Raw genomic sequence first — 18,626 nt, 5'->3', positions numbered from 1 at the left:
ACGTTCTTAACGTCTGGTGTGCCCTGCGCCCTCCCGGGTGAAACCGTGGGTTCATGGAGTGAGACAGGGGCGCCCGGTAGAGTCCGACGGCGTGCACCTCAAGGCTTTGACCCTGCGCGGGTTCAAATCGTTCGCCTCGGCCACCACTCTGCGGTTCGAGCCGGGCATCACCTGCGTCGTGGGACCCAACGGCTCGGGCAAGTCCAATGTCGTGGACGCCCTGAGCTGGGTCATGGGCGAGCAGGGCGCCAAGTCCCTGCGCGGCGGCAAGATGGAGGACGTCATCTTCGCCGGCACCACGGGCCGCCCGCCGCTGGGCCGCGCCGAGGTGTCGCTGACCATCGACAACTCCGACGGGGCGCTCCCCATCGAGTACGCCGAGGTCACCATCACGCGGATCATGTTCCGCAACGGCGGCAGCGAGTACCAGATCAACGGGGACACCTGCCGGCTCCTCGACATCCAGGACCTGCTCTCCGACTCCGGCATCGGCCGCGAGATGCACGTCATCGTCGGCCAGGGCCAGCTCGACTCCGTCCTGCACGCCGACCCCATGGGCCGCCGCGCCTTCATCGAGGAGGCGGCCGGCGTCCTCAAGCACCGCAAGCGCAAGGAGAAGGCGCTGCGGAAGCTGGACGCGATGCAGGCCAACCTCGCGCGCGTGCAGGACCTCACCGACGAACTGCGCCGCCAGCTCAAGCCGCTGGGCCGGCAGGCCGCCGTAGCCCGCCGCGCCGCCGTCATCCAGGCCGACCTGCGCGACGCCCGCCTGCGCCTGCTCGCCGACGACCTCGTACGGATGCGGCAGGCGCTCAGCGCCGAGATCGCCGACGAGGCCGAGCTGAAGCGGCGCAAGGACGCGGCCGAGGAGGAGCTGAAGAAGGCCCTCCAGCGCGAGGGGCATCTGGAGGACGAGGTGCGGCAGCTGACGCCCCGCCTCCAGCGCGCCCAGCAGAGCTGGTACGAACTGTCGCAGCTGGCCGAGCGGGTGCGCGGCACCGTCTCCCTCGCCGACGCGCGCGTGAAGAGCGCGACCTCCGTCCCGGCCGAGGAGCGGCGCGGCCGCGACCCCGAGGACCTCGAACGCGAGGCCGCGCGCGTGCGCGAGCAGGAGGCCGAGCTGGAGGCCGCCCTCGAAGCCGCGCAGACCGCGCTCGACGAGACGATCGCCCACCGCGCCGAACTCGAGCGCGAACTGGCCGTCGAGGAGCGCCGCCTCAGGGACGCCGCCCGCGCCATCGCCGACCGCCGCGAAGGACTCGCCCGGCTCCAGGGCCAGGTCAACGCCGCCCGCGGCCGGGCCGCCTCCGCGCAGGCCGAGATCGACCGGCTGGCGTCCGCCCGCGACGAAGCCGAACAGCGGGCGGTCACCGCGCAGGAGGAGTACGAGGAGCTCAAGGCCGAGGTCGACGGGCTCGACGCCGGCGACGCGGAGCTCACCGACCGGCACGAGGCGGCCCGGACCGCGCTCGCCGAGGCCGAGGCCGCGTTCGGCGTCGCGCGCGAGGCCCTCACCGCCGCCGAGCGCGGCCGCGCCGCCACCGCCGCCCGCCACGAGGCGCTCGCGCTCGGACTGCGCCGCAAGGACGGCACCGGAGCCCTGCTCGGCGCCCGCGACCGGCTCACCGGACTGCTCGGGCCCGCCGCCGAACTGCTCACCGTGACGCCCGGCCACGAGGTCGCGATCGCCGCCGCGTTCGGCGCCGCCGCCGACGCGATCGCCGTGGCCACCCCCGCGGCCGCCGCCGAGGCCATGCGGCTGCTGCGCAAGCAGGACGCGGGACGCGCGGCCCTGCTGCTCGCCTCCGAAGCCGGTCCGGAGCCCGCCGCCCCGGCGCCCGACGGCACGACGTACGCGGCCGAACTGGTGCGGGGCCCCGCCGAGTTGATGCCCGCCGTGCGGCACCTGCTGCGCGGGATCGTGGTCGTCGGCACGCTGGAGGACGCCGAGGACCTCGTCTACGCGCGGCCCGCACTGACCGCCGTGACCGCCGAAGGCGATCTGCTCGGCGCGCACTTCGCGCAGGGCGGGTCCGCCGGCGCGCCCAGCCTCCTCGAAGTGCAGGCGTCGGTCGACGAGGCGGCCGCCGAACTGGAGCGCCTCACCGCCGAGTGCGAGGAGCTCGCCGCCGCCCAGCGCGCCGCGGCCGAGCGCCGTACGGAATGCGCCGCGCTCGTCGAGGAGCTGGGGCAGCGGCAGCGCGCCGTGGAACGGGAACGCTCCGGGCGGGCCCAGCAGCTCGGCCGGCTCGCCGGGCAGGCCCGCGGCGCGGCGGGGGAGGCCGAGCGCAGCGCCGCCGCGGCCGCCAAGGCGCAGGACGCGCTCGACCAGGCCGTTCTGGACGCGGAGGAACTGGCCGAGCGGCTCGCCGTCGCCGAGGAGCAGCCCGCAGACGAGGAGCCCGACACCTCGGTGCGCGACCGGCTCTCGGCCGACGGGGCCAACGCGCGTCAGACCGAGATGGAGGCCCGGCTCCAGACCCGTACCCACGAGGAGCGGGTGAAGGGGCTCGCGGGGCGGGCCGACTCGCTCGACCGGGCCGCCCGCGCCGAGCGCGAGGCACGCGCGCGTGCGGAGCGGCAGCGCGCCCGGCTCCGGCACGAGGCCGCCGTCGCGTCGGCCGTCGCGTCCGGCGCCCGGCAGCTCCTCGCGCACGTCGAGGTGTCCATCGTGCGGGCGGACCAGGAGCGGGTGCTCGCCGAGCGGGCCAAGGCCGGCCGGGAGCAGGACCTCGTCGCCGAGCGGTCCCGCGGCCGTGACCTCAAGGCGGAGCTGGACAAGCTGACGGATTCGGTGCACCGCGGCGAGGTGCTCGGGGCCGAGAAGCGGCTGCGGATCGAGCAGCTGGAGACCAAGGCGCTGGAGGAGCTGGGCGTCGAACCGGCCGGGCTCGTCGCGGACTACGGGCCGGACCAGCCCGTGCCGCCCTCGCTGCCGGCCGAGGGCGAGGCTGCAGACATCAGCGGCTCCGCCGCGGGGCCCGAGGACCCGGAGCACCCGCGCAACCAGCCGCGGCCGTTCGTCCGTTCGGAGCAGGAGAAGCGGCTCAAGGCGGCCGAGCGCGCCTACCAGCAGCTGGGCAAGGTGAACCCGCTGGCGCTGGAGGAGTTCGCCGCACTGGAGGAGCGGCACAAGTTCCTCAGCGAGCAGCTGGAGGACCTGAAGAAGACACGGGCCGACCTGCTTCAGGTGGTGAAGGAGGTCGACGAGCGCGTCGAGCAGGTCTTCACCGAGGCGTACCGGGACACGGCACGCGAGTTCGAGGGTGTCTTCAGCCGGCTGTTCCCGGGCGGCGACGGGCGGCTGATCCTGACCGATCCCGACAACATGCTCACCACGGGTGTGGACGTCGAGGCCCGCCCGCCGGGCAAGAAGGTCAAGCGGCTGAGCCTGCTCTCCGGCGGCGAGCGCTCGCTGACCGCGGTGGCCCTGCTCGTCTCCATCTTCAAGGCGCGGCCCAGCCCGTTCTACGTGATGGACGAGGTCGAGGCGGCCCTGGACGACACCAACCTGCAGCGGCTGATCCGCATCATGCAGGAGCTGCAGGAGGCCTCGCAGCTGATCGTCATCACCCACCAGAAGCGCACGATGGAGGTGGCCGACGCGTTGTACGGCGTCTCCATGCAGGGCGACGGCGTCTCGAAGGTCATCAGCCAGCGCCTCCGGTGAGTTCCGGCCCTGACGACCGGCCTCATCCGCCTCCACCTTCGCCTTCAACTCTTGAACTCAATGCGGCTCCGCGTGCCTGAAAATTCACAGCACTCGAAGTATTGACTTCGAAACTTGAAGGCATAGTCTCTGCAACGTTGCTTTTACCTTCAGGTGGTGGGCGGCGTGAAGTTGTGCGCCACTGGAAGGGCTCGCCCCCACCCCCGGCAGTGCAGCCGGTGGCCCGAGGAGTACACGTGACCGACACTGCGCCACCGAAGTCCGGAGCCCGGGAAGCGCACCCCGAGCATCTGGGCCATGTCATCTTCATCGCGGCCGCCGCCGCGATGGGCGGCTTCCTCTTCGGCTACGACAGTTCCGTGATCAACGGCGCCGTCGAGGCCATCCGCGACCGGTACGACATCGGCTCCGCCGCCCTCGCCCAGGTCATCGCCATCGCCCTGATCGGCTGTGCCATCGGCGCCGCCACGGCGGGCCGCATCGCCGACCGCATCGGCCGCATCCGCTGCATGCAGATCGCCGCCGTGCTGTTCACCATCAGCGCCGTCGGCTCCGCCCTGCCGTTCGCCCTGTGGGACCTCGCCTTCTGGCGGATCATCGGCGGCTTCGCCATCGGCATGGCCTCCGTCATCGGCCCGGCCTACATCGCCGAGGTCGCCCCGCCCGCCTACCGCGGCCGGCTCGGCTCCTTCCAGCAGGCGGCCATCGTCGTCGGCATCGCCATCTCCCAGCTCGTCAACTGGGGCCTGCTCAACGCCGCGGGCGGCGACCAGCGCGGCGAGCTCATGGGCCTGGAGGCCTGGCAGGTCATGCTCGGCGTCATGGTCGTCCCGGCGATCCTCTACGGGATGCTCTCCTTCGCCATCCCCGAGTCGCCGCGCTACCTGATCTCCGCCGGCAAGGACGAGAAGGCCCGCAAGGTCCTCGAAGAGGTCGAGGGCAAGGGGGTCGACCTCGACGCGCGCGTGGCCGAGATCGAGCACGCCATGAAGAGCGAGCACAAGTCCACGTTCAAGGACCTGCTCGGCGGGAGCTTCTTCTTCAAGCCGATCGTCTGGGTCGGCATCGGCCTCTCGGTCTTCCAGCAGTTCGTCGGCATCAACGTCGCGTTCTACTACTCCTCGACGCTGTGGCAGTCCGTCGGCGTCGACCCGACCGACTCGTTCTTCTACTCGTTCACCACGTCGATCATCAACATCGTCGGCACCGTGATCGCGATGATCTTCGTCGACCGCATCGGCCGCAAGCCGCTCGCCCTCATCGGCTCGGTCGGCATGGTCGTCGGCCTCGCCCTGGAGGCCTGGGCGTTCTCCTTCGACCTGGTGGACGGCAAGCTGCCCAGCACCCAGGGCTGGGTCGCGCTGATCGCCGCCCATGTGTTCGTCCTCTTCTTCGCCCTCTCGTGGGGTGTCGTGGTCTGGGTCTTCCTCGGCGAGATGTTCCCGAACAAGATCCGCGCGGCGGCCCTCGGCGTGGCCGCCTCGGCCCAGTGGATCGCCAACTGGGCGATCACCGCGAGCTTCCCGTCGCTGGCCGACTGGAACCTTTCTGCCACCTACGTCATCTACACGGTCTTCGCCGCCCTCTCGATCCCCTTCGTGCTCAAGTTCGTGAAGGAGACCAAGGGCAAGGCACTGGAGGAGATGGGCTGACGCCCGCCCTCCCGTCGACCCGGGGGGACGGACCAAGTCCCCGCTACCGTCCCCCCGCTGCCGTCACCGCCCGCCGCCCGGACCCCACAACCGGGCGGCGGGCGGTGTCATGTCCGGGCGGCGGCGGGCTCCGGACGTCACCAGATGAGGACGCCGCCCCCGATCTCCAGCGCCTTGTGACAGCTCGCCTCGATGATGCGCAGCCGGCGCGCGATCTGCTCCCGGTGCTCCTCGACATCGCGCGGATACCGCGTCCCGTGCGCCACCTCGTCCAGACGCTCCCGCACGAGCGCGACCTCGTCCAGCAGCCGCGGCACCTGGTCCGGCTCGGCGTACAGATCGTCCTCGGCGAGCAGTGGCAGCAGCCGGGCGCCCAGGGAGCGCACCTTGTCGGAACCCCACACCGTCGTGCGCCAGGACTCGAAGCCGCCCGACTGATAGACGTCGTCGGGGACGTCGAGGATGTGCAGGGTCCCGTCCGGGCCGCGGACGAACACGTCCACCAGAAGACTCATGGCGGCAGTGCAGCACCACCAGGGCTGTCGCGGCCAGGGAATTACGCGGTGCGGCTCAGGCCGTCAGCCGGGGCAGCACGCTCTCGCAGTACAGCTGCAGGGAACGCCATCCCTCGTCGATCGGCATGCCGCCCGACAGCGGGTGCAGCACATAGTTGTCGAGGCCCTGGGCGACGCACTCGTCCGGCGTGAGGATGCGGTAGACGCCCTCGGCACGCAGCTCCTCGACCGTCGTCGCGCCCGAGCGCACCGCCGACTTGATGTCCTGAGACTGCCAGGACGCGTACGTGCGCGCCTCGTGCAGGAAGTGCTCGCCGTGCTCGGCCCAGGTGCGGTCCGGGTCCTCCGACAGGTGCAGCAGCGGGGTCGTCTCACCGGGCATCATCGTCCAGCCCTCGGTGCCGTACTCGGCCAGCCGCTCCTTGTAGTACAGCTCCAGCTCCGGCAGATGGGCGCTCGGGAAGAACGGCAGGCCGAGCCGGGCCGCGCGGCGCGCCGCCGCCTGCGAGGAACCGCCCACCAGAAGCAGCGGATGGGGCTGTGTGAAGGGACGCGGGGTGACGCGCACGCGCCGCCCGCGGAAGGTGAACTCCTCGCCCGTCCACGCGGCGAGCAGCGTCTCCAGTAGTTCGTCCTGGAGCCTGCCGCGCCGCTTCCACTCCACGTCGAACTGCGCGTACTCCTCGGGGCGGTACCCGATTCCCGCCACCGTGACCAGCCGGCCGCCGCTCACCAGGTCAAGCACGGCGATGTCCTCGGCGAGCCGCAGCGGATCGTGCAGCGGGCCGATGATCGCCGAGACCGTGACCGCGATCCGCCGTGTGGCGCCGAACACCGCCCCCGCGAAGGTGAAGGGGGAGGGCAGCCAGTTGTTGGCGACCCCGTGGTGCTCCTCGGTCTGCACCGTGTCGACGCCCCGGTCGTCGGCGTACGCCGCCATCTCCACCGCCGCCTTGTAGCGCGCGCTGAGCGACTCGGGTGTGCCGGCCGGATCGACCAGGTTGAACCGTACGACGGAGACGGGCATCGAAAAGTCCCCCTTCACGCGGGCTCGTGTGAAGGGGGACGTTAGCTGACGGTGCGTCAGACGGCCAGGGGCTCGGCGCTCTCGGTCTCGTCCGGCGCCGTGGTCGTGTCGGCCGGCTTGGGCAGCACCAGGTACAGCAGGCCCGAGACGACGATCGTGACGACCCAGCCGAGCCCGTACTCGCCCAGGAAGTTGTTCGAGGCGAGCGGGCCGGAGAACCAGTCCGAGGACGTGAACAGCAGGCCCGCGACCAGGCCGAGCGCCCAGGCGATGACTGCGGCGGGGGAGAAGCCGCCCTTGTACCAGTAGGCGCTGGAGCGCGTCGTGTCGATCAGCGCCGCGGCGTCGTAGTGCTTGCGCGTGAACATGTCCGCGCCGAAGACGCCGACCCAGGCGGAGAACGCGACCGCGAGCAGCGACAGGAAGGCGATGAACGAGCCCATGAAGCTGGTCGCGACGAGCATCAGGATCGCGCCGAAGATCAGCGAGATCAGCGCGTTGATCGACACGGCCCAGTGGCGCGGGACCTTGAAGCCGAGCGTCTGAGCGGTGAAGCCCGCCGAGTACATCGACATCGCGTTGATCAGCAGCATGCCGACCAGGGCGATCAGCAGGTACGGCACCGCGATCCACAGGGGCAGGAAGTCGCCCAGGAAGGAGACGGGGTCGGCGGCCGAGGCCAGATCCGGCGTCGACACGGCCATCACGGCACCCATGAGGACCATCGGCAGGACGACGATGCCGGCGCCGCCGATCGAGTTCCGCACGATCGCGGCGGCCGAGGCCGTGCGCGGCAGGTAGCGCGTGAAGTCCGGGGAGGTCGGGATCCAGCTGACGCCACCGGCGGCGATCATGCCGATGCCCGCCACCATCAGGGACGTCGAACCGGCCGGCTGGTGGAAGACCTTCGACCAGTCGGTGTCGACGATCAGGTAGATCAGCACCAGGACGGAGAAGACCCCGAAGAGGTACGTCGCGTACTTGTTGCACTTCTGCACGGCGTTGATGCCGAGGCCCGAGATGGCGAACGTGGCCACCACGAAGAGCAGAAGGGTGACGATCACCAGGAAGTTGTTCTGCTTGATGCCGAAGAGGATGTCCAGAACGGTGAGCACCGCGTAGGCACCCGTCACCGCGTTGATCGTCTCCCAGCCCCAGCGGGCGACCCAGATCAGCGAGCCGGGCAGCAGATTGCCGCGCTGTCCGAAGACGGCGCGCGACAGGGCCATGCCGGGGGCGCCGCCCCGCTTGCCGGCGATGCCGATCAGCCCGACGAGCCCGTACGAGACGACGGGCGCCGCGATCGCGACGACGACGGCCTGCCAGAAGTTCAGCTTGTACGCCACGACCAGGCTCGCGCCCATCGTGAGCAACAGCACGCTGATGTTGGCCGCGACCCAGGTGGGGAACAGCTCGCGGGTCTTGGCGGTGCGCTCGGCGTCCGGGACGGGCTCGATGCCGCGGGTCTCGAGGGCGCCTTCGGATTCGGCGGTCTTGCTCATGCGGTGGGGTTCCGTGCCTCTGTGGGGGTGGGGCGGTGGCGATCGCCTGAGGTCTGCCGCGGGCGATCGCGTTGGACTCTACGCGCGTTGACGCTTCCTCTTCCATCGTACTTTAGTCCGAGTAGTTCCCTCTAGAGGCGTTTGTCTCTTGGGGGAAGTCACAAGAGCGGCCCGGACGAGGCCCATGACTGATACTGGACGGGTTATGGACATCGTCATCCTTGCTGTAGTCATCGCCGTGGTCGTGATCGGCGCGCTCGGCGGGCTCGTGGTCGGCAGCCGCAAGAAGAAGCAGCTGCCTCCGCCGCCGCCCTCGGCGCCCGACATCACCGCCGCCCCGCCGGCCGAGCCGCACGTCGGCGACGAGGCCGAGACCCCGCGCGACGAAGCGCGGCGCACGATCGAGGAGGTCGACCTCCCGGTCGCCGAACCGGCCACCGAAGCCCCCGTCGAGGCTCCCGTCGAGGAAGCCCCGGCCGCCCCCGAGATCGAGGTCCCCGAGCCGACCGCGGGCCGGCTGGTCCGGCTGCGCGCCCGGCTCTCCCGCTCGCAGAACGCGCTGGGCAAGGGGCTCCTCACCCTGCTGTCGCGCGAGCACCTCGACGAGGACACCTGGGAGGAGATCGAGGACACGCTGCTCACCGCCGACGTCGGCGTGCAGCCCACCCAGGAGCTCGTCGAGCGGCTGCGCGAGCGCGTCAAGGTGCTCGGCACCCGCACCCCGGAGGAGCTGCGCGGCCTGCTGCGCGAGGAGCTCCTGAAGCTGCTCGTCCCCGAGTTCGACCGCGCCGTGAACACGGACTCGAACCTGGACACCCCGGGCATCGTGATGGTCGTCGGCGTCAACGGCACCGGCAAGACCACCACCACCGGCAAGCTCGCGCGCGTGCTCGTCGCCGACGGCAAGAACGTCGTCCTGGGCGCCGCGGACACCTTCCGCGCCGCCGCCGCCGATCAGCTGCAGACCTGGGGCGAGCGCGTCGGCGCCCGCACCGTGCGCGGCCCCGAGGGCGGCGACCCCGCGTCGATCGCCTTCGACGCCGTCAAGGAAGGCATCGAGGAGGGCGCCGACGTCGTCCTCATCGACACCGCGGGCCGGCTGCACACCAAGACCGGCCTGATGGACGAGCTCGGCAAGGTCAAGCGCGTCGTGGAGAAGCACGCCCCGCTGGACGAGGTGCTGCTCGTGCTCGACGCGACGACGGGGCAGAACGGTCTGGTCCAGGCCCGCGTCTTCGCCGAGGTCGTGGACATCACCGGCATCGTGCTGACCAAGCTGGACGGCACGGCCAAGGGCGGCATCGTGATCGCGGTCCAGCGGGAGCTGGGCGTGCCGGTGAAGCTCGTCGGGCTGGGAGAGGGGCCGGACGACCTGGCGCCGTTCGAGCCCGAGGCGTTCGTGGACGCCCTCATCGGGGAGTAAGCGCTCCGCCCGGGTGCGGGGATCCGCACCGGCGGGGAAAGCGTCGTGGGGAACCGCGGGCCGATCGTGGCCGGCGGTTCCCCACCCTGTTTTCCGGGGTTCCTGTTGTCCGCCCGGTCAGGCGCAGGGCGACCTGTGGGCCGTGTACGCCAGGGTGCCCAGCAGGAGGCGGGCCTGCGGAGGCTGGGTGGCCGTGTCCAGGGACGGCGGCCGCAGCCAGCTCGTCGGACCCAGGCCACCCCGGTCCGAGGGCGGCGCCGTGATGTACGTACCGGGGCCGAGGGCGTGGAGGTCCAGCGCGGCGTCGTCCCAGCCCATGCGGTACAGGAGCGCGGGCAGCTCGGCGGCGGCGCCGGGCGCCACGAAGAAGTGCACCCGGCCCTCGGGGGTGGCGACGACCGGGCCGAGCGGCAGCCCCATGCGCTCCAGGCGGATCAGCGCCCGCCGCCCCGCCGCCTCCGGCACGTCGATGATGTCGAACGCGCGGCCGACCGGAAGCAGGACCGCGGCCCCCGGGAAGCGGCTCCACGTCTCGGTCACCTCGCCCAGCGTGGCGCCCGCCGGCACCGTCACCGACGGATCGAGCGGATGAGCCCCGGGCGCCGGGCAGTCGGTCCGGCCGCAGGAGCACGCGCCGCCCGCGGCGCGCGCGCCCGGGACGACGTCCCAGCCCCACAGGCCGGTGAACTCGGCGACGTGCGTGCAGTCCGAGGTGCGGCCGGACGTGCGGCCGCGGCGACGTGAGCCCGTGCGCAACTCACGGATGCCGCCGATCGTGAAGCCCATGCCCCCTCCAACGGGTCCCGCGCGCCGGTGGTTACGTAGTGGAATCGGATCGTGACCCGCTGCTCACGCCGCCCGGTCGAGGCGGCGCTCGGTCGCATCGGGGGTGGTGCGCCCGGCACAATGCGCCCTGCCGCACTCCGTTCCGCTCACTTCCGGCTGTCCTATGTCAAGTGAATCGTGCGGCGCCGCCGCGCAGTTCATTCGAAGGGGTGGCGAATGGTGGCGTTTCCGGGTTCTGCCTCGCCGGAGGGGTGATCGTAGGATTACTTTCAGTGCACGAAGTTCGGGGTAGACGCACTCGTGGGTATGCCGCAGGCAAGTCGGTTTCCTCTCCGGAGAGTGACAACTGCCGGACGGGAGGCCGTTCTTGACGGCATCCTTGATAAGGCTTGCGGACAAGAGCGGCTGGGCAGGGCTTGACGTCGAGCGTCTTAGTCGGTTTCAGAATGGGGGCGTTCCAGTGGGCGGCAGCGGCGGAAGCGTGACGAACGCTGAGAAGCGCCCGAACGAGCTGCTCGGCTCGTGGTTCGTGCGCAGCGGCTGGTCCAAGGGTGAGCTGGCACGTCAAGTGAACCGGCGGGCCCGGCAGTTGGGTGCGAACCACATCTCCACCGACACCTCCCGGGTCCGGCGCTGGCTCGACGGGGAGAACCCGCGCGAGCCGATCCCCAGGATCCTCAGCGAGCTGTTCTCCGAGCGGTTCGGCTGTGTCGTCGCCGTCGAGGACCTCGGCCTGCGCGCCGCACACCAGTCGCCCTCCGTGTCCGGCGTCGACCTGCCCTGGACCGGACCGCAGACGGTCGCTCTGATCGGCGAGTTCTCGCGCAGCGACCTGATGCTGGCCCGCCGAGGCTTCCTCGGCAGCTCGCTCGCCCTCGCCGCGGGCCCCTCCCTGGTCGAGCCCATGCAGCGCTGGCTCGTGCCGACCCCGGGCGGTGCGGCCAAGCCCGAGCCCGTGGCCGACCTCGACGCCCGTCGCAGGGGCAATCGCCTCTCGAAGCCGGAGCTGGACCTCCTCGAGTCCACCACCGTCATGTTCCGTCAGTGGGACGCCCAGTGCGGCGGCGGTCTGCGCCGCAAGGCCGTCGTCGGCCAGCTCCACGAGGTCACCGACCTCCTCCAGGAGCCCCAGCCGGAGGCCGTCACCCGCCGCCTGTTCAAGGTCGCCGCCGAGCTCGCCGAGCTGGCCGGCTGGATGAGCTACGACGTGGGCCTGCAGCCCACCGCCCAGAAGTATTTCGTGCTCGCCCTGCACGCCGCCAAGGAGGCGGGCGACAAGCCGCTCGGCTCGTACATCCTCAGCAGCATGAGCCGCCAGATGATCCACCTCGGCCGCCCCGAGGACGCGCTGGAGCTCATCCACCTCGCCCAGTACGGCAGTCGGGACTGCGCCAGTCCCCGCACCCAGTCGATGCTGTATGCGATGGAGGCCCGCGCGTACGCGAACATGGGGCAGCCCAGCAAGTGCAAGCGCGCCGTGCGGATGGCCGAGGACACCTTCACCGACGCCGACGACTGGGACGAGCCGGACCCCGACTGGATCCGCTTCTTCTCCGAGGCCGAGCTGCACGGGGAGAACAGCCACTCCTTCCGCGACCTCGCGTACGTGGCCGGCCGCAGCCCCACGTACGCGACGATGGCCGAGCCGCTCATGAAGCGGGCCGTCGAGCTGTTCGGCAAGGACCCGGAGCACCAGCGCTCCTACGCGCTCAACCTGATCGGCATGGCCACCGTGCACCTCCTCCAGAAGGAGCCCGAGCAGTCCACGGTCCTGGCCGAGCAGGCCCTCGGGATCGCCCGCAAGGTCCGCTCCGAGCGGGTCAACACGCGCATCCGCAAGACCGTCGACACCGCGGTGCGGGACTTCGGCGGCGTCGCCGAGGTCATCCAGCTGACCGACCAGCTCGCCGTCCACCTGCCCGAGACCGCCGAAGCCGCGGTCTGAGCCCGCACCGGCCCCCAGGGGGCCGCCCGCGCGTCATCCACGCGTAACACGCACGACCTCTTCGTCACTGCGGCGAAACATCGAGGGGCGCCCGCCGAAACGGTGGGCGGCCAGAGTCTGGCGCATAACCGGCCCACCCCTCATGACCGCTCAGGCTTCGCCCGCACGGGGCCGCACGAAACGACGAGGAGACGCCGATGGCAGCAGCCATCACGCTTGCGGCGGACACCCCCGCACTGTCGTCCGCCGACACAGGCTTCATGCTGATCTGTTCCGCCCTGGTGATGCTCATGACGCCGGGCCTCGCCTTCTTCTACGGAGGCATGGTCCGCGTCAAAAGCACCCTGAACATGCTGATGATGAGCTTCATCAGCCTCGGGATCGTCACGATCCTCTGGGTGCTGTACGGCTTCTCCGTCGCCTTCGGCACCGACAAGGGGTCGCTGATCGGCTGGGACGGCGACTTCGTCGGCCTCAGCGGCATCGGCCTCACCCAGCTCTGGGACGGCTACACGATCCCGGTCTACGTCTTCGCCGTCTTCCAGCTGATGTTCGCCGTGATCACGCCCGCCCTCATCAGCGGCGCCCTCGCGGACCGCGTCAAGTTCACCGCCTGGGCGGCCTTCATCGCCCTGTGGGTCACGCTCGTCTACTTCCCCGTCGCCCACTGGGTGTGGGGCGCCGGCGGCTGGGCCTTCGAGCTCGGCGTCATCGACTTCGCCGGCGGCACCGCCGTGCACATCAACGCGGGCGCCGCGGCCCTCGGCGTCATCCTCGTCATCGGCAAGCGCGTCGGCTTCAAGAAGGACCCGATGCGCCCGCACTCCCTGCCGTGGACGATGCTCGGCGCGGGCCTGCTCTGGTTCGGCTGGTTCGGCTTCAACGCGGGCTCCTGGCTCGGCAACGGCGACGGCGTCGGCGCGCTCATGTTCGTCAACACGCAGGTCGCGACCGCCGCCGCCATGCTCGCCTGGCTCGCCTACGAGAAGGTCCGCCACGGCGCGGTCACCTCGCTCGGCGCCGCCTCCGGCGCCGTCGCGGGCCTCGTCGCCATCACCCCGTCCGGCGGCTCCTGCTCGCCGCTCGGCGCCATCGCCATCGGCGCGATCGCGGGCGTCCTGTGCGCCATGGCCGTCGGCCTCAAGTACAAGTTCGGCTACGACGACTCCCTCGACGTCGTCGGCGTCCACCTCGTCGGCGGCATCCTCGGCTCCGTCCTCATCGGCTTCTTCGCCACCGGCGGCGGCCAGTCCACGGCCAAGGGACTCTTCTACGGAGGCGGCCTCGACCAGCTCTGGAAGCAGCTCGCCGGCGTCGGCGGCGTCCTCGCCTACTCCCTGGTCGTCTCCGCGATCCTCGCCTTCGCCCTCGACAAGACCATCGGCATGCGGGTCAGCGAGGACGACGAGGTCGCCGGCATCGACCAGGCCGAGCACGCCGAGACCGCCTACGACTTCAGCGGCGCAGGCGGCGGTATCGCGGCCCGCTCGGCGGTACCGGCCCCGGTCGCCCAGGACTCCCAGAAGGTGGACGCATGAAGCTCATCACCGCGGTCGTCAAGCCGCACCGGCTCGACGAGATCAAGGAGGCCCTCCAGGCCTTCGGCGTCCAGGGCCTGACCGTCACCGAGGCCAGCGGCTACGGCCGCCAGCGCGGCCACACCGAGGTCTACCGGGGTGCCGAGTACACCGTCGACCTCGTCCCCAAGATCCGCATCGAGGTCCTGGTCGAGGACGAGGACTCCGACCAGCTCGTCGAGGTCGTCGTCAAGGCCGCCCGCACCGGAAAGATCGGTGACGGCAAGGTCTGGGCCGTCCCCGTCGAGACGGCCGTACGGGTCCGGACCGGCGAGCGCGGCCCGGACGCCCTCTAGAACCACGAAGCGAACGGGAGCCGCCGGGTGACGAGTGTGAACGACGTACCGACCGAAGCAGCGGACGACGACAACGCTGCGCCCAGCGGCTACGCGGCGGCCCGGCTGCGCCTCCTCCAAGAGGACGCGCGGTCCGGGCCGCCGCGCCGTTCCGCCCTCGCCGCACTGACCGACGAATGGCTCGCCGGACTGTTCGGCACCGGAGTCCCCGGCACCGCGCTCGTCGCCGTCGGCGGATACGGGCGCGGCGAGCTCTCCCCGCGCAGCGACCTCGATCTCCTGCTGCTGCACGACGGCACCGCGGCCCCCGGCGAGATCGCCGCGCTCGCCGACCGCCTCTGGTACCCGGTCTGGGACCTGGGCCTCGCCCTGGACCACTCCGTGCGCACCCCCGCCGAGGCCCGCAAGACCGCGGGCGACGACCTCAAGGTCCACCTCGGCCTCCTCGACGCCCGGCACGTCGCGGGCGACCTCGGCGTCACCGCGGGCCTGCGCACCGCCGTCCTCGCCGACTGGCGCAACCAGGCCCCCAAACGGCTCCCCGAACTCCGCGAACTGTGCGAGGAGCGCGCCGAGCGCCAGGGCGAACTGCAGTACCTCCTCGAACCCGACCTCAAGGAGGCCCGCGGCGGCCTGCGCGACGCCACCGCCCTGCGCGCCGTCGCCGCCTCCTGGCTCGCCGACGCGCCCCGCGAAGGACTCGCCGACGCCCGGCGCCGCCTCCTCGACGTCCGCGACGCCCTGCACCTCGCCACCGGCCGCGCCACCGACCGCCTCGCCCTCCAGGAACAGGACCAGGTCGCGCGCGACCTCGACCTCCTCGACGCCGACGCCCTGCTCCGCCAGGTCTACGAGGCCGCCCGCACCGTCGCCTACGCCACGGACGTCACCTGGCGCGAGGTCGGCCGCGTCCTGCGATCCCGCTCCGTGCGGCCCCGGCTGCGCGCCATGCTGGGCGGCTCCCGCCAGGCACCGGCCGAGCGCTCGCCGCTCGCCGAGGGCGTCGTCGAGATGGACGGCGAGGCCGTGCTCGCCCGCGCCGCCCGGCCCGAACGCGACCCGGTGCTGCCGCTGCGCGCCGCCGCCGCGGCCGCCCAGGCCGGACTCCCGCTCTCCCTGCACGCCGTGCGCCGCCTCGCCCAGGCCGCCCGCCCGCTGCCCACGCCCTGGCCCGCCGAGGCCAGGGAACAGCTCGTCACGCTGCTCGGCGCGGGCCGGCCGACCGTCGACGTGTGGGAGGCACTGGAGGCGGAAGGGCTGATCACGCGGCTCCTGCCGGACTGGGAGCGGGTCCGCTGCCGCCCGCAGCGCAACGCCGTGCACACCTGGACCGTCGACCGGCACCTCGTCGAGACGGCCGTCCGCGCCTCCACCCTCACCCGGCACGTCGGCCGCCCCGACCTGCTGCTCGTCGCCGCGCTGCTGCACGACATCGGCAAGGGCTGGCCCGGCGACCACTCGCTCGCCGGCGAGGTCATCGCCCGCGACGTGGCCGCCCGCATCGGCTTCGACCGCGCCGACACCGCCGTTCTCGCCACCCTCGTCCGGCACCACCTGCTGCTCATCGACACCGCCACGCGCCGCGACCTGGAGGACCCGGAGACGGTCCGCGCGGTCGCCGAAGCCGTCGGCTCGGTCGGGACCCTCGAACTGCTGCACGCCCTCACCGAGGCGGACGCGCTGGCCACCGGGCCCGCCGCCTGGTCGTCCTGGCGGGCCTCGCTCGTCGCCGACCTGGTCCGGCGGGTCGCCGCCGTGCTCACCGGCGACGAGCCCGTCGACCCGGACGCCGCCGAACCCACCGCACAGCAGGAACGGCTCGCGGTGGAGGCGTTCCGCACGGGCGGGCCCGTGCTCGCCCTGCACACACAGATGGAGGCCGCCCCGGCCGAGCCCGCCGACCCCGAGCCGCTCGGCGTCGAACTGCTGATCGCCGTGCCCGACCGGCCCGGCGTCCTGCCCGCCGTCGCCGGAGTCCTCGCCCTGCACCGGCTCACCGTGCGCACGGCGGAGCTGCGCTCCCTCACCCCGCCCGGCGATCTGCCCGGCACCGTCCTGCTGCTCGACTGGCGGGTCTCCGCCGAGTACGGCTCGCTGCCCCAGGCGGCCCGGCTCCGTGCCGACCTGGTCCGCGCCCTCGACGGCTCGCTCGACATCGTGTCCCGGCTCGCCGAGCGCGACGCGGCCCAGCCGAGGCGCCGCGGGGTCGTCCCGCCGCCGCCCCGGGTGACCGTCGCGCCGGCCGCGTCCCGGCTCGCCACGGTCATCGAGGTGCGGGCCCAGGACGCGCCCGGGCTGCTGCACCGGATCGGGCGGGCGTTCGAGGCGGCCGGGGTGCGGGTGCGGTCCGCGCACGCCTCGACGCTGGGGGCCAACGCGGTCGACGCCTTCTACGTCACCGGGCCCGAGGGCGCCCCGCTGCCGCCGGGGGAGGCCGCCGAGCTGGCCCGCACCCTGGAGGCGGCGCTGACGACGGGCACCGGTGACGACTGACGCCGGACGGGGCCCGGGAGACGCCCGGGACGCGGGGTGGGGCCCGGGATCGGGGACGCCCCGCGACCGGGCCGCTGACCCACTCCGCGACGCCCGATACCCTGGAGGGCGACCTGTCCGTAGAGCCACCCGACCCGAGGATTCGCGACCGCCGTGTTCGACACTCTTTCCGATCGCCTCGCAGCGACATTCAAGAATCTCCGCGGCAAGGGTCGCCTCAGCGAGGCGGACATCGACGCCACGGCTCGGGAGATCCGGATCGCCCTCCTGGAAGCCGACGTGGCGCTGCCCGTCGTCCGGGCGTTCATCAAGCAGGTCAAGGAGCGCGCCCTCGGCATCGAGGTCTCCCAGGCGCTGAACCCCGCCCAGCAGGTCATCAAGATCGTCAACGAGGAGCTCATCGGCATCCTCGGCGGCGAGACCCGCCGGCTGCGGTTCGCCAAGACCGGCCCGACCGTGATCATGCTCGCGGGTCTGCAGGGTGCCGGTAAGACCACCCTCGCGGGCAAGCTGGGCCACTGGCTCAAGTCCCAGGGCCACTCGCCGCTGCTCGTCGCCTGCGACCTCCAGCGCCCCAACGCGGTGAACCAGCTGAGCGTCGTCGCCGAGCGCGCCGGCGTCGGCATCTACGCCCCCGAGCCGGGCAACGGGGTGGGCGACCCGGTCCAGGTCGCCAAGGACTCCATCGAGTACGCCAAGTCCAAGGTCTACGACGTCGTCATCGTCGACACCGCCGGCCGCCTCGGCATCGACCAGGAGCTGATGCAGCAGGCCGCGGACATCCGCGACGCCGTCAGCCCCGACGAGGTCCTCTTCGTCGTCGACGCCATGATCGGTCAGGACGCGGTCAACACGGCCGAGGCCTTCCGCGACGGCGTCGGCTTCGACGGCGTGGTCCTGTCGAAGCTCGACGGCGACGCCCGCGGTGGTGCCGCGCTCTCCATCGCGCACGTCACCGGCAAGCAGATCATGTTCGCCTCCAACGGCGAGAAGCTGGACGACTTCGACGCGTTCCACCCGGACCGCATGGCGTCCCGCATCCTCGGCATGGGCGACATGCTCACGCTGATCGAGAAGGCCGAGCAGACCTTCTCGCAGCAAGAGGCCGAGAAGATGGCCTCGAAGCTGGCCTCCAAGAAGGGCCAGGACTTCACCCTCGACGACTTCCTGGCCCAGATGGAGCAGGTCAGGAAGATGGGCTCGATCTCGAAGCTGCTCGGCATGCTTCCGGGCATGGGCCAGATCAAGGACCAGATCAACAACCTCGACGAGCGGGACGTCGACCGCACCGCCGCGATCATCAAGTCGATGACCCCGGCCGAGCGCGCGGACGCCGCGATCATCAACGGCTCGCGCCGCGCCCGTATCGCCAAGGGTGCCGGTGTCGAGGTCAGCGCGGTCAAGAACCTGATCGAGCGGTTCGTCGAGGCCCGCAAGATGATGTCCCGCATGGCCCAGGGCGGCGGCATGCCCGGGATGCCCGGGATGCCGGGCATGGGCGGCGGCCCCGGCCGGCAGAAGAAGCAGCCGAAGAAGGCCAAGGGCAAGCAGCGTTCCGGCAACCCGATGAAGCGCAAGCAGCAGGAGCAGGAGGAGGCCGCCCGCCGCGCGGCCGCCGCCGAGGCCGGTGGCGCGCTCGGCCTGCCGGGCGCGGCCGACCAGGGCGCCAAGGACTTCGAGCTCCCCGACGAGTTCAAGAAGTTCATGGGCTGACCTGCCGGCCAGTTCTTCCGGAGACGA

At 71.9% G+C, this 18,626-nt stretch carries 12 protein-coding genes; 8 read left to right on the top strand and 4 right to left on the bottom strand.

What is annotated here, in order from left to right:
• Positions 1-91: 91 nt before the first annotated feature.
• Entirely contained in the window at positions 92-3,670 is a 3,579-nt protein-coding gene (gene smc, locus IAG42_RS09725; protein ID WP_188336628.1) for a chromosome segregation protein SMC, read from the top strand.
• A 236-nt stretch (positions 3,671-3,906) separates the two neighbouring features.
• Positions 3,907-5,322, top strand: a complete 1,416-nt coding sequence (locus tag IAG42_RS09720) for a sugar porter family MFS transporter (RefSeq protein ID WP_188336627.1) — start codon at positions 3,907-3,909, stop codon at positions 5,320-5,322.
• 137 nt (positions 5,323-5,459) lie between these two features.
• On the opposite strand, the gene IAG42_RS09715 is transcribed toward IAG42_RS09720, so the two are convergent.
• The 3 genes from IAG42_RS09715 to IAG42_RS09705 are packed head-to-tail and all read right to left on the bottom strand — an operon-like array spanning position 5,460 to position 8,366.
• Positions 5,460-5,837 (bottom strand): hypothetical protein, encoded by a 378-nt coding sequence (locus IAG42_RS09715; protein WP_188336626.1) that lies wholly within the window; start codon positions 5,835-5,837, stop codon positions 5,460-5,462.
• A 55-nt stretch (positions 5,838-5,892) separates the two neighbouring features.
• The gene (locus IAG42_RS09710; protein WP_188336625.1) at positions 5,893-6,864 is read right to left on the bottom strand and encodes an LLM class flavin-dependent oxidoreductase; all 972 of its coding nucleotides are present in this window, start codon (positions 6,862-6,864) and stop codon (positions 5,893-5,895) included.
• 56 nt (positions 6,865-6,920) lie between these two features.
• Positions 6,921-8,366 carry a cytosine permease gene (locus tag IAG42_RS09705; protein ID WP_188336624.1) on the bottom strand — a complete coding sequence of 482 codons (1,446 nt, stop codon included), beginning with the start codon at positions 8,364-8,366 and terminating at the stop codon, positions 6,921-6,923.
• A gap of 205 nt (positions 8,367-8,571) precedes the next feature.
• Between IAG42_RS09705 and ftsY the strand changes: the two genes are divergently transcribed.
• Entirely contained in the window at positions 8,572-9,789 is a 1,218-nt protein-coding gene (gene ftsY / locus IAG42_RS09700; RefSeq protein ID WP_188336623.1) for a signal recognition particle-docking protein FtsY, read from the top strand.
• Between the two features lie 117 nt (positions 9,790-9,906).
• On the opposite strand, the gene IAG42_RS09695 is transcribed toward ftsY, so the two are convergent.
• Positions 9,907-10,575, bottom strand: a complete 669-nt coding sequence (locus IAG42_RS09695; protein WP_188336622.1) for a bifunctional DNA primase/polymerase — start codon at positions 10,573-10,575, stop codon at positions 9,907-9,909.
• 460 nt (positions 10,576-11,035) lie between these two features.
• Here IAG42_RS09695 and nsdA point away from each other — a divergent pair, with 460 nt between their 5' ends.
• The 5 genes from nsdA to ffh all read left to right on the top strand — a co-directional run bounded on the left by nsdA (position 11,036) and on the right by ffh (position 18,599).
• Positions 11,036-12,520, top strand: coding sequence for a transcriptional repressor NsdA (gene nsdA, locus IAG42_RS09690; RefSeq protein WP_188336621.1), 1,485 nt, complete (start codon positions 11,036-11,038; stop codon positions 12,518-12,520).
• A 197-nt stretch (positions 12,521-12,717) separates the two neighbouring features.
• The gene (locus IAG42_RS09685) at positions 12,718-14,058 is read left to right on the top strand and encodes an ammonium transporter (RefSeq protein ID WP_188336620.1); all 1,341 of its coding nucleotides are present in this window, start codon (positions 12,718-12,720) and stop codon (positions 14,056-14,058) included.
• The gene (locus IAG42_RS09680; RefSeq protein ID WP_188336619.1) at positions 14,055-14,393 is read left to right on the top strand and encodes a P-II family nitrogen regulator; all 339 of its coding nucleotides are present in this window, start codon (positions 14,055-14,057) and stop codon (positions 14,391-14,393) included. Before IAG42_RS09685 ends, IAG42_RS09680 begins: the two co-directional genes overlap by 4 nt.
• A gap of 36 nt (positions 14,394-14,429) precedes the next feature.
• On the top strand, positions 14,430-16,886 hold the full coding sequence (locus tag IAG42_RS09675; RefSeq protein WP_394811279.1) for a [protein-PII] uridylyltransferase: 2,457 nt from the start codon (positions 14,430-14,432) through the stop codon (positions 16,884-16,886).
• Between the two features lie 153 nt (positions 16,887-17,039).
• The gene (gene ffh, locus IAG42_RS09670; RefSeq protein WP_188336617.1) at positions 17,040-18,599 is read left to right on the top strand and encodes a signal recognition particle protein; all 1,560 of its coding nucleotides are present in this window, start codon (positions 17,040-17,042) and stop codon (positions 18,597-18,599) included.
• Positions 18,600-18,626: the final 27 nt, after the last annotated feature.

Origin of the sequence: Streptomyces xanthii (assembly GCF_014621695.1) — a bacterium.
GTDB lineage: Bacteria > Actinomycetota > Actinomycetes > Streptomycetales > Streptomycetaceae > Streptomyces > Streptomyces xanthii.
The sequence above is the reverse complement of the archived record's forward strand: the minus strand, read 5'-3'. Positions and strand labels throughout refer to the sequence as shown.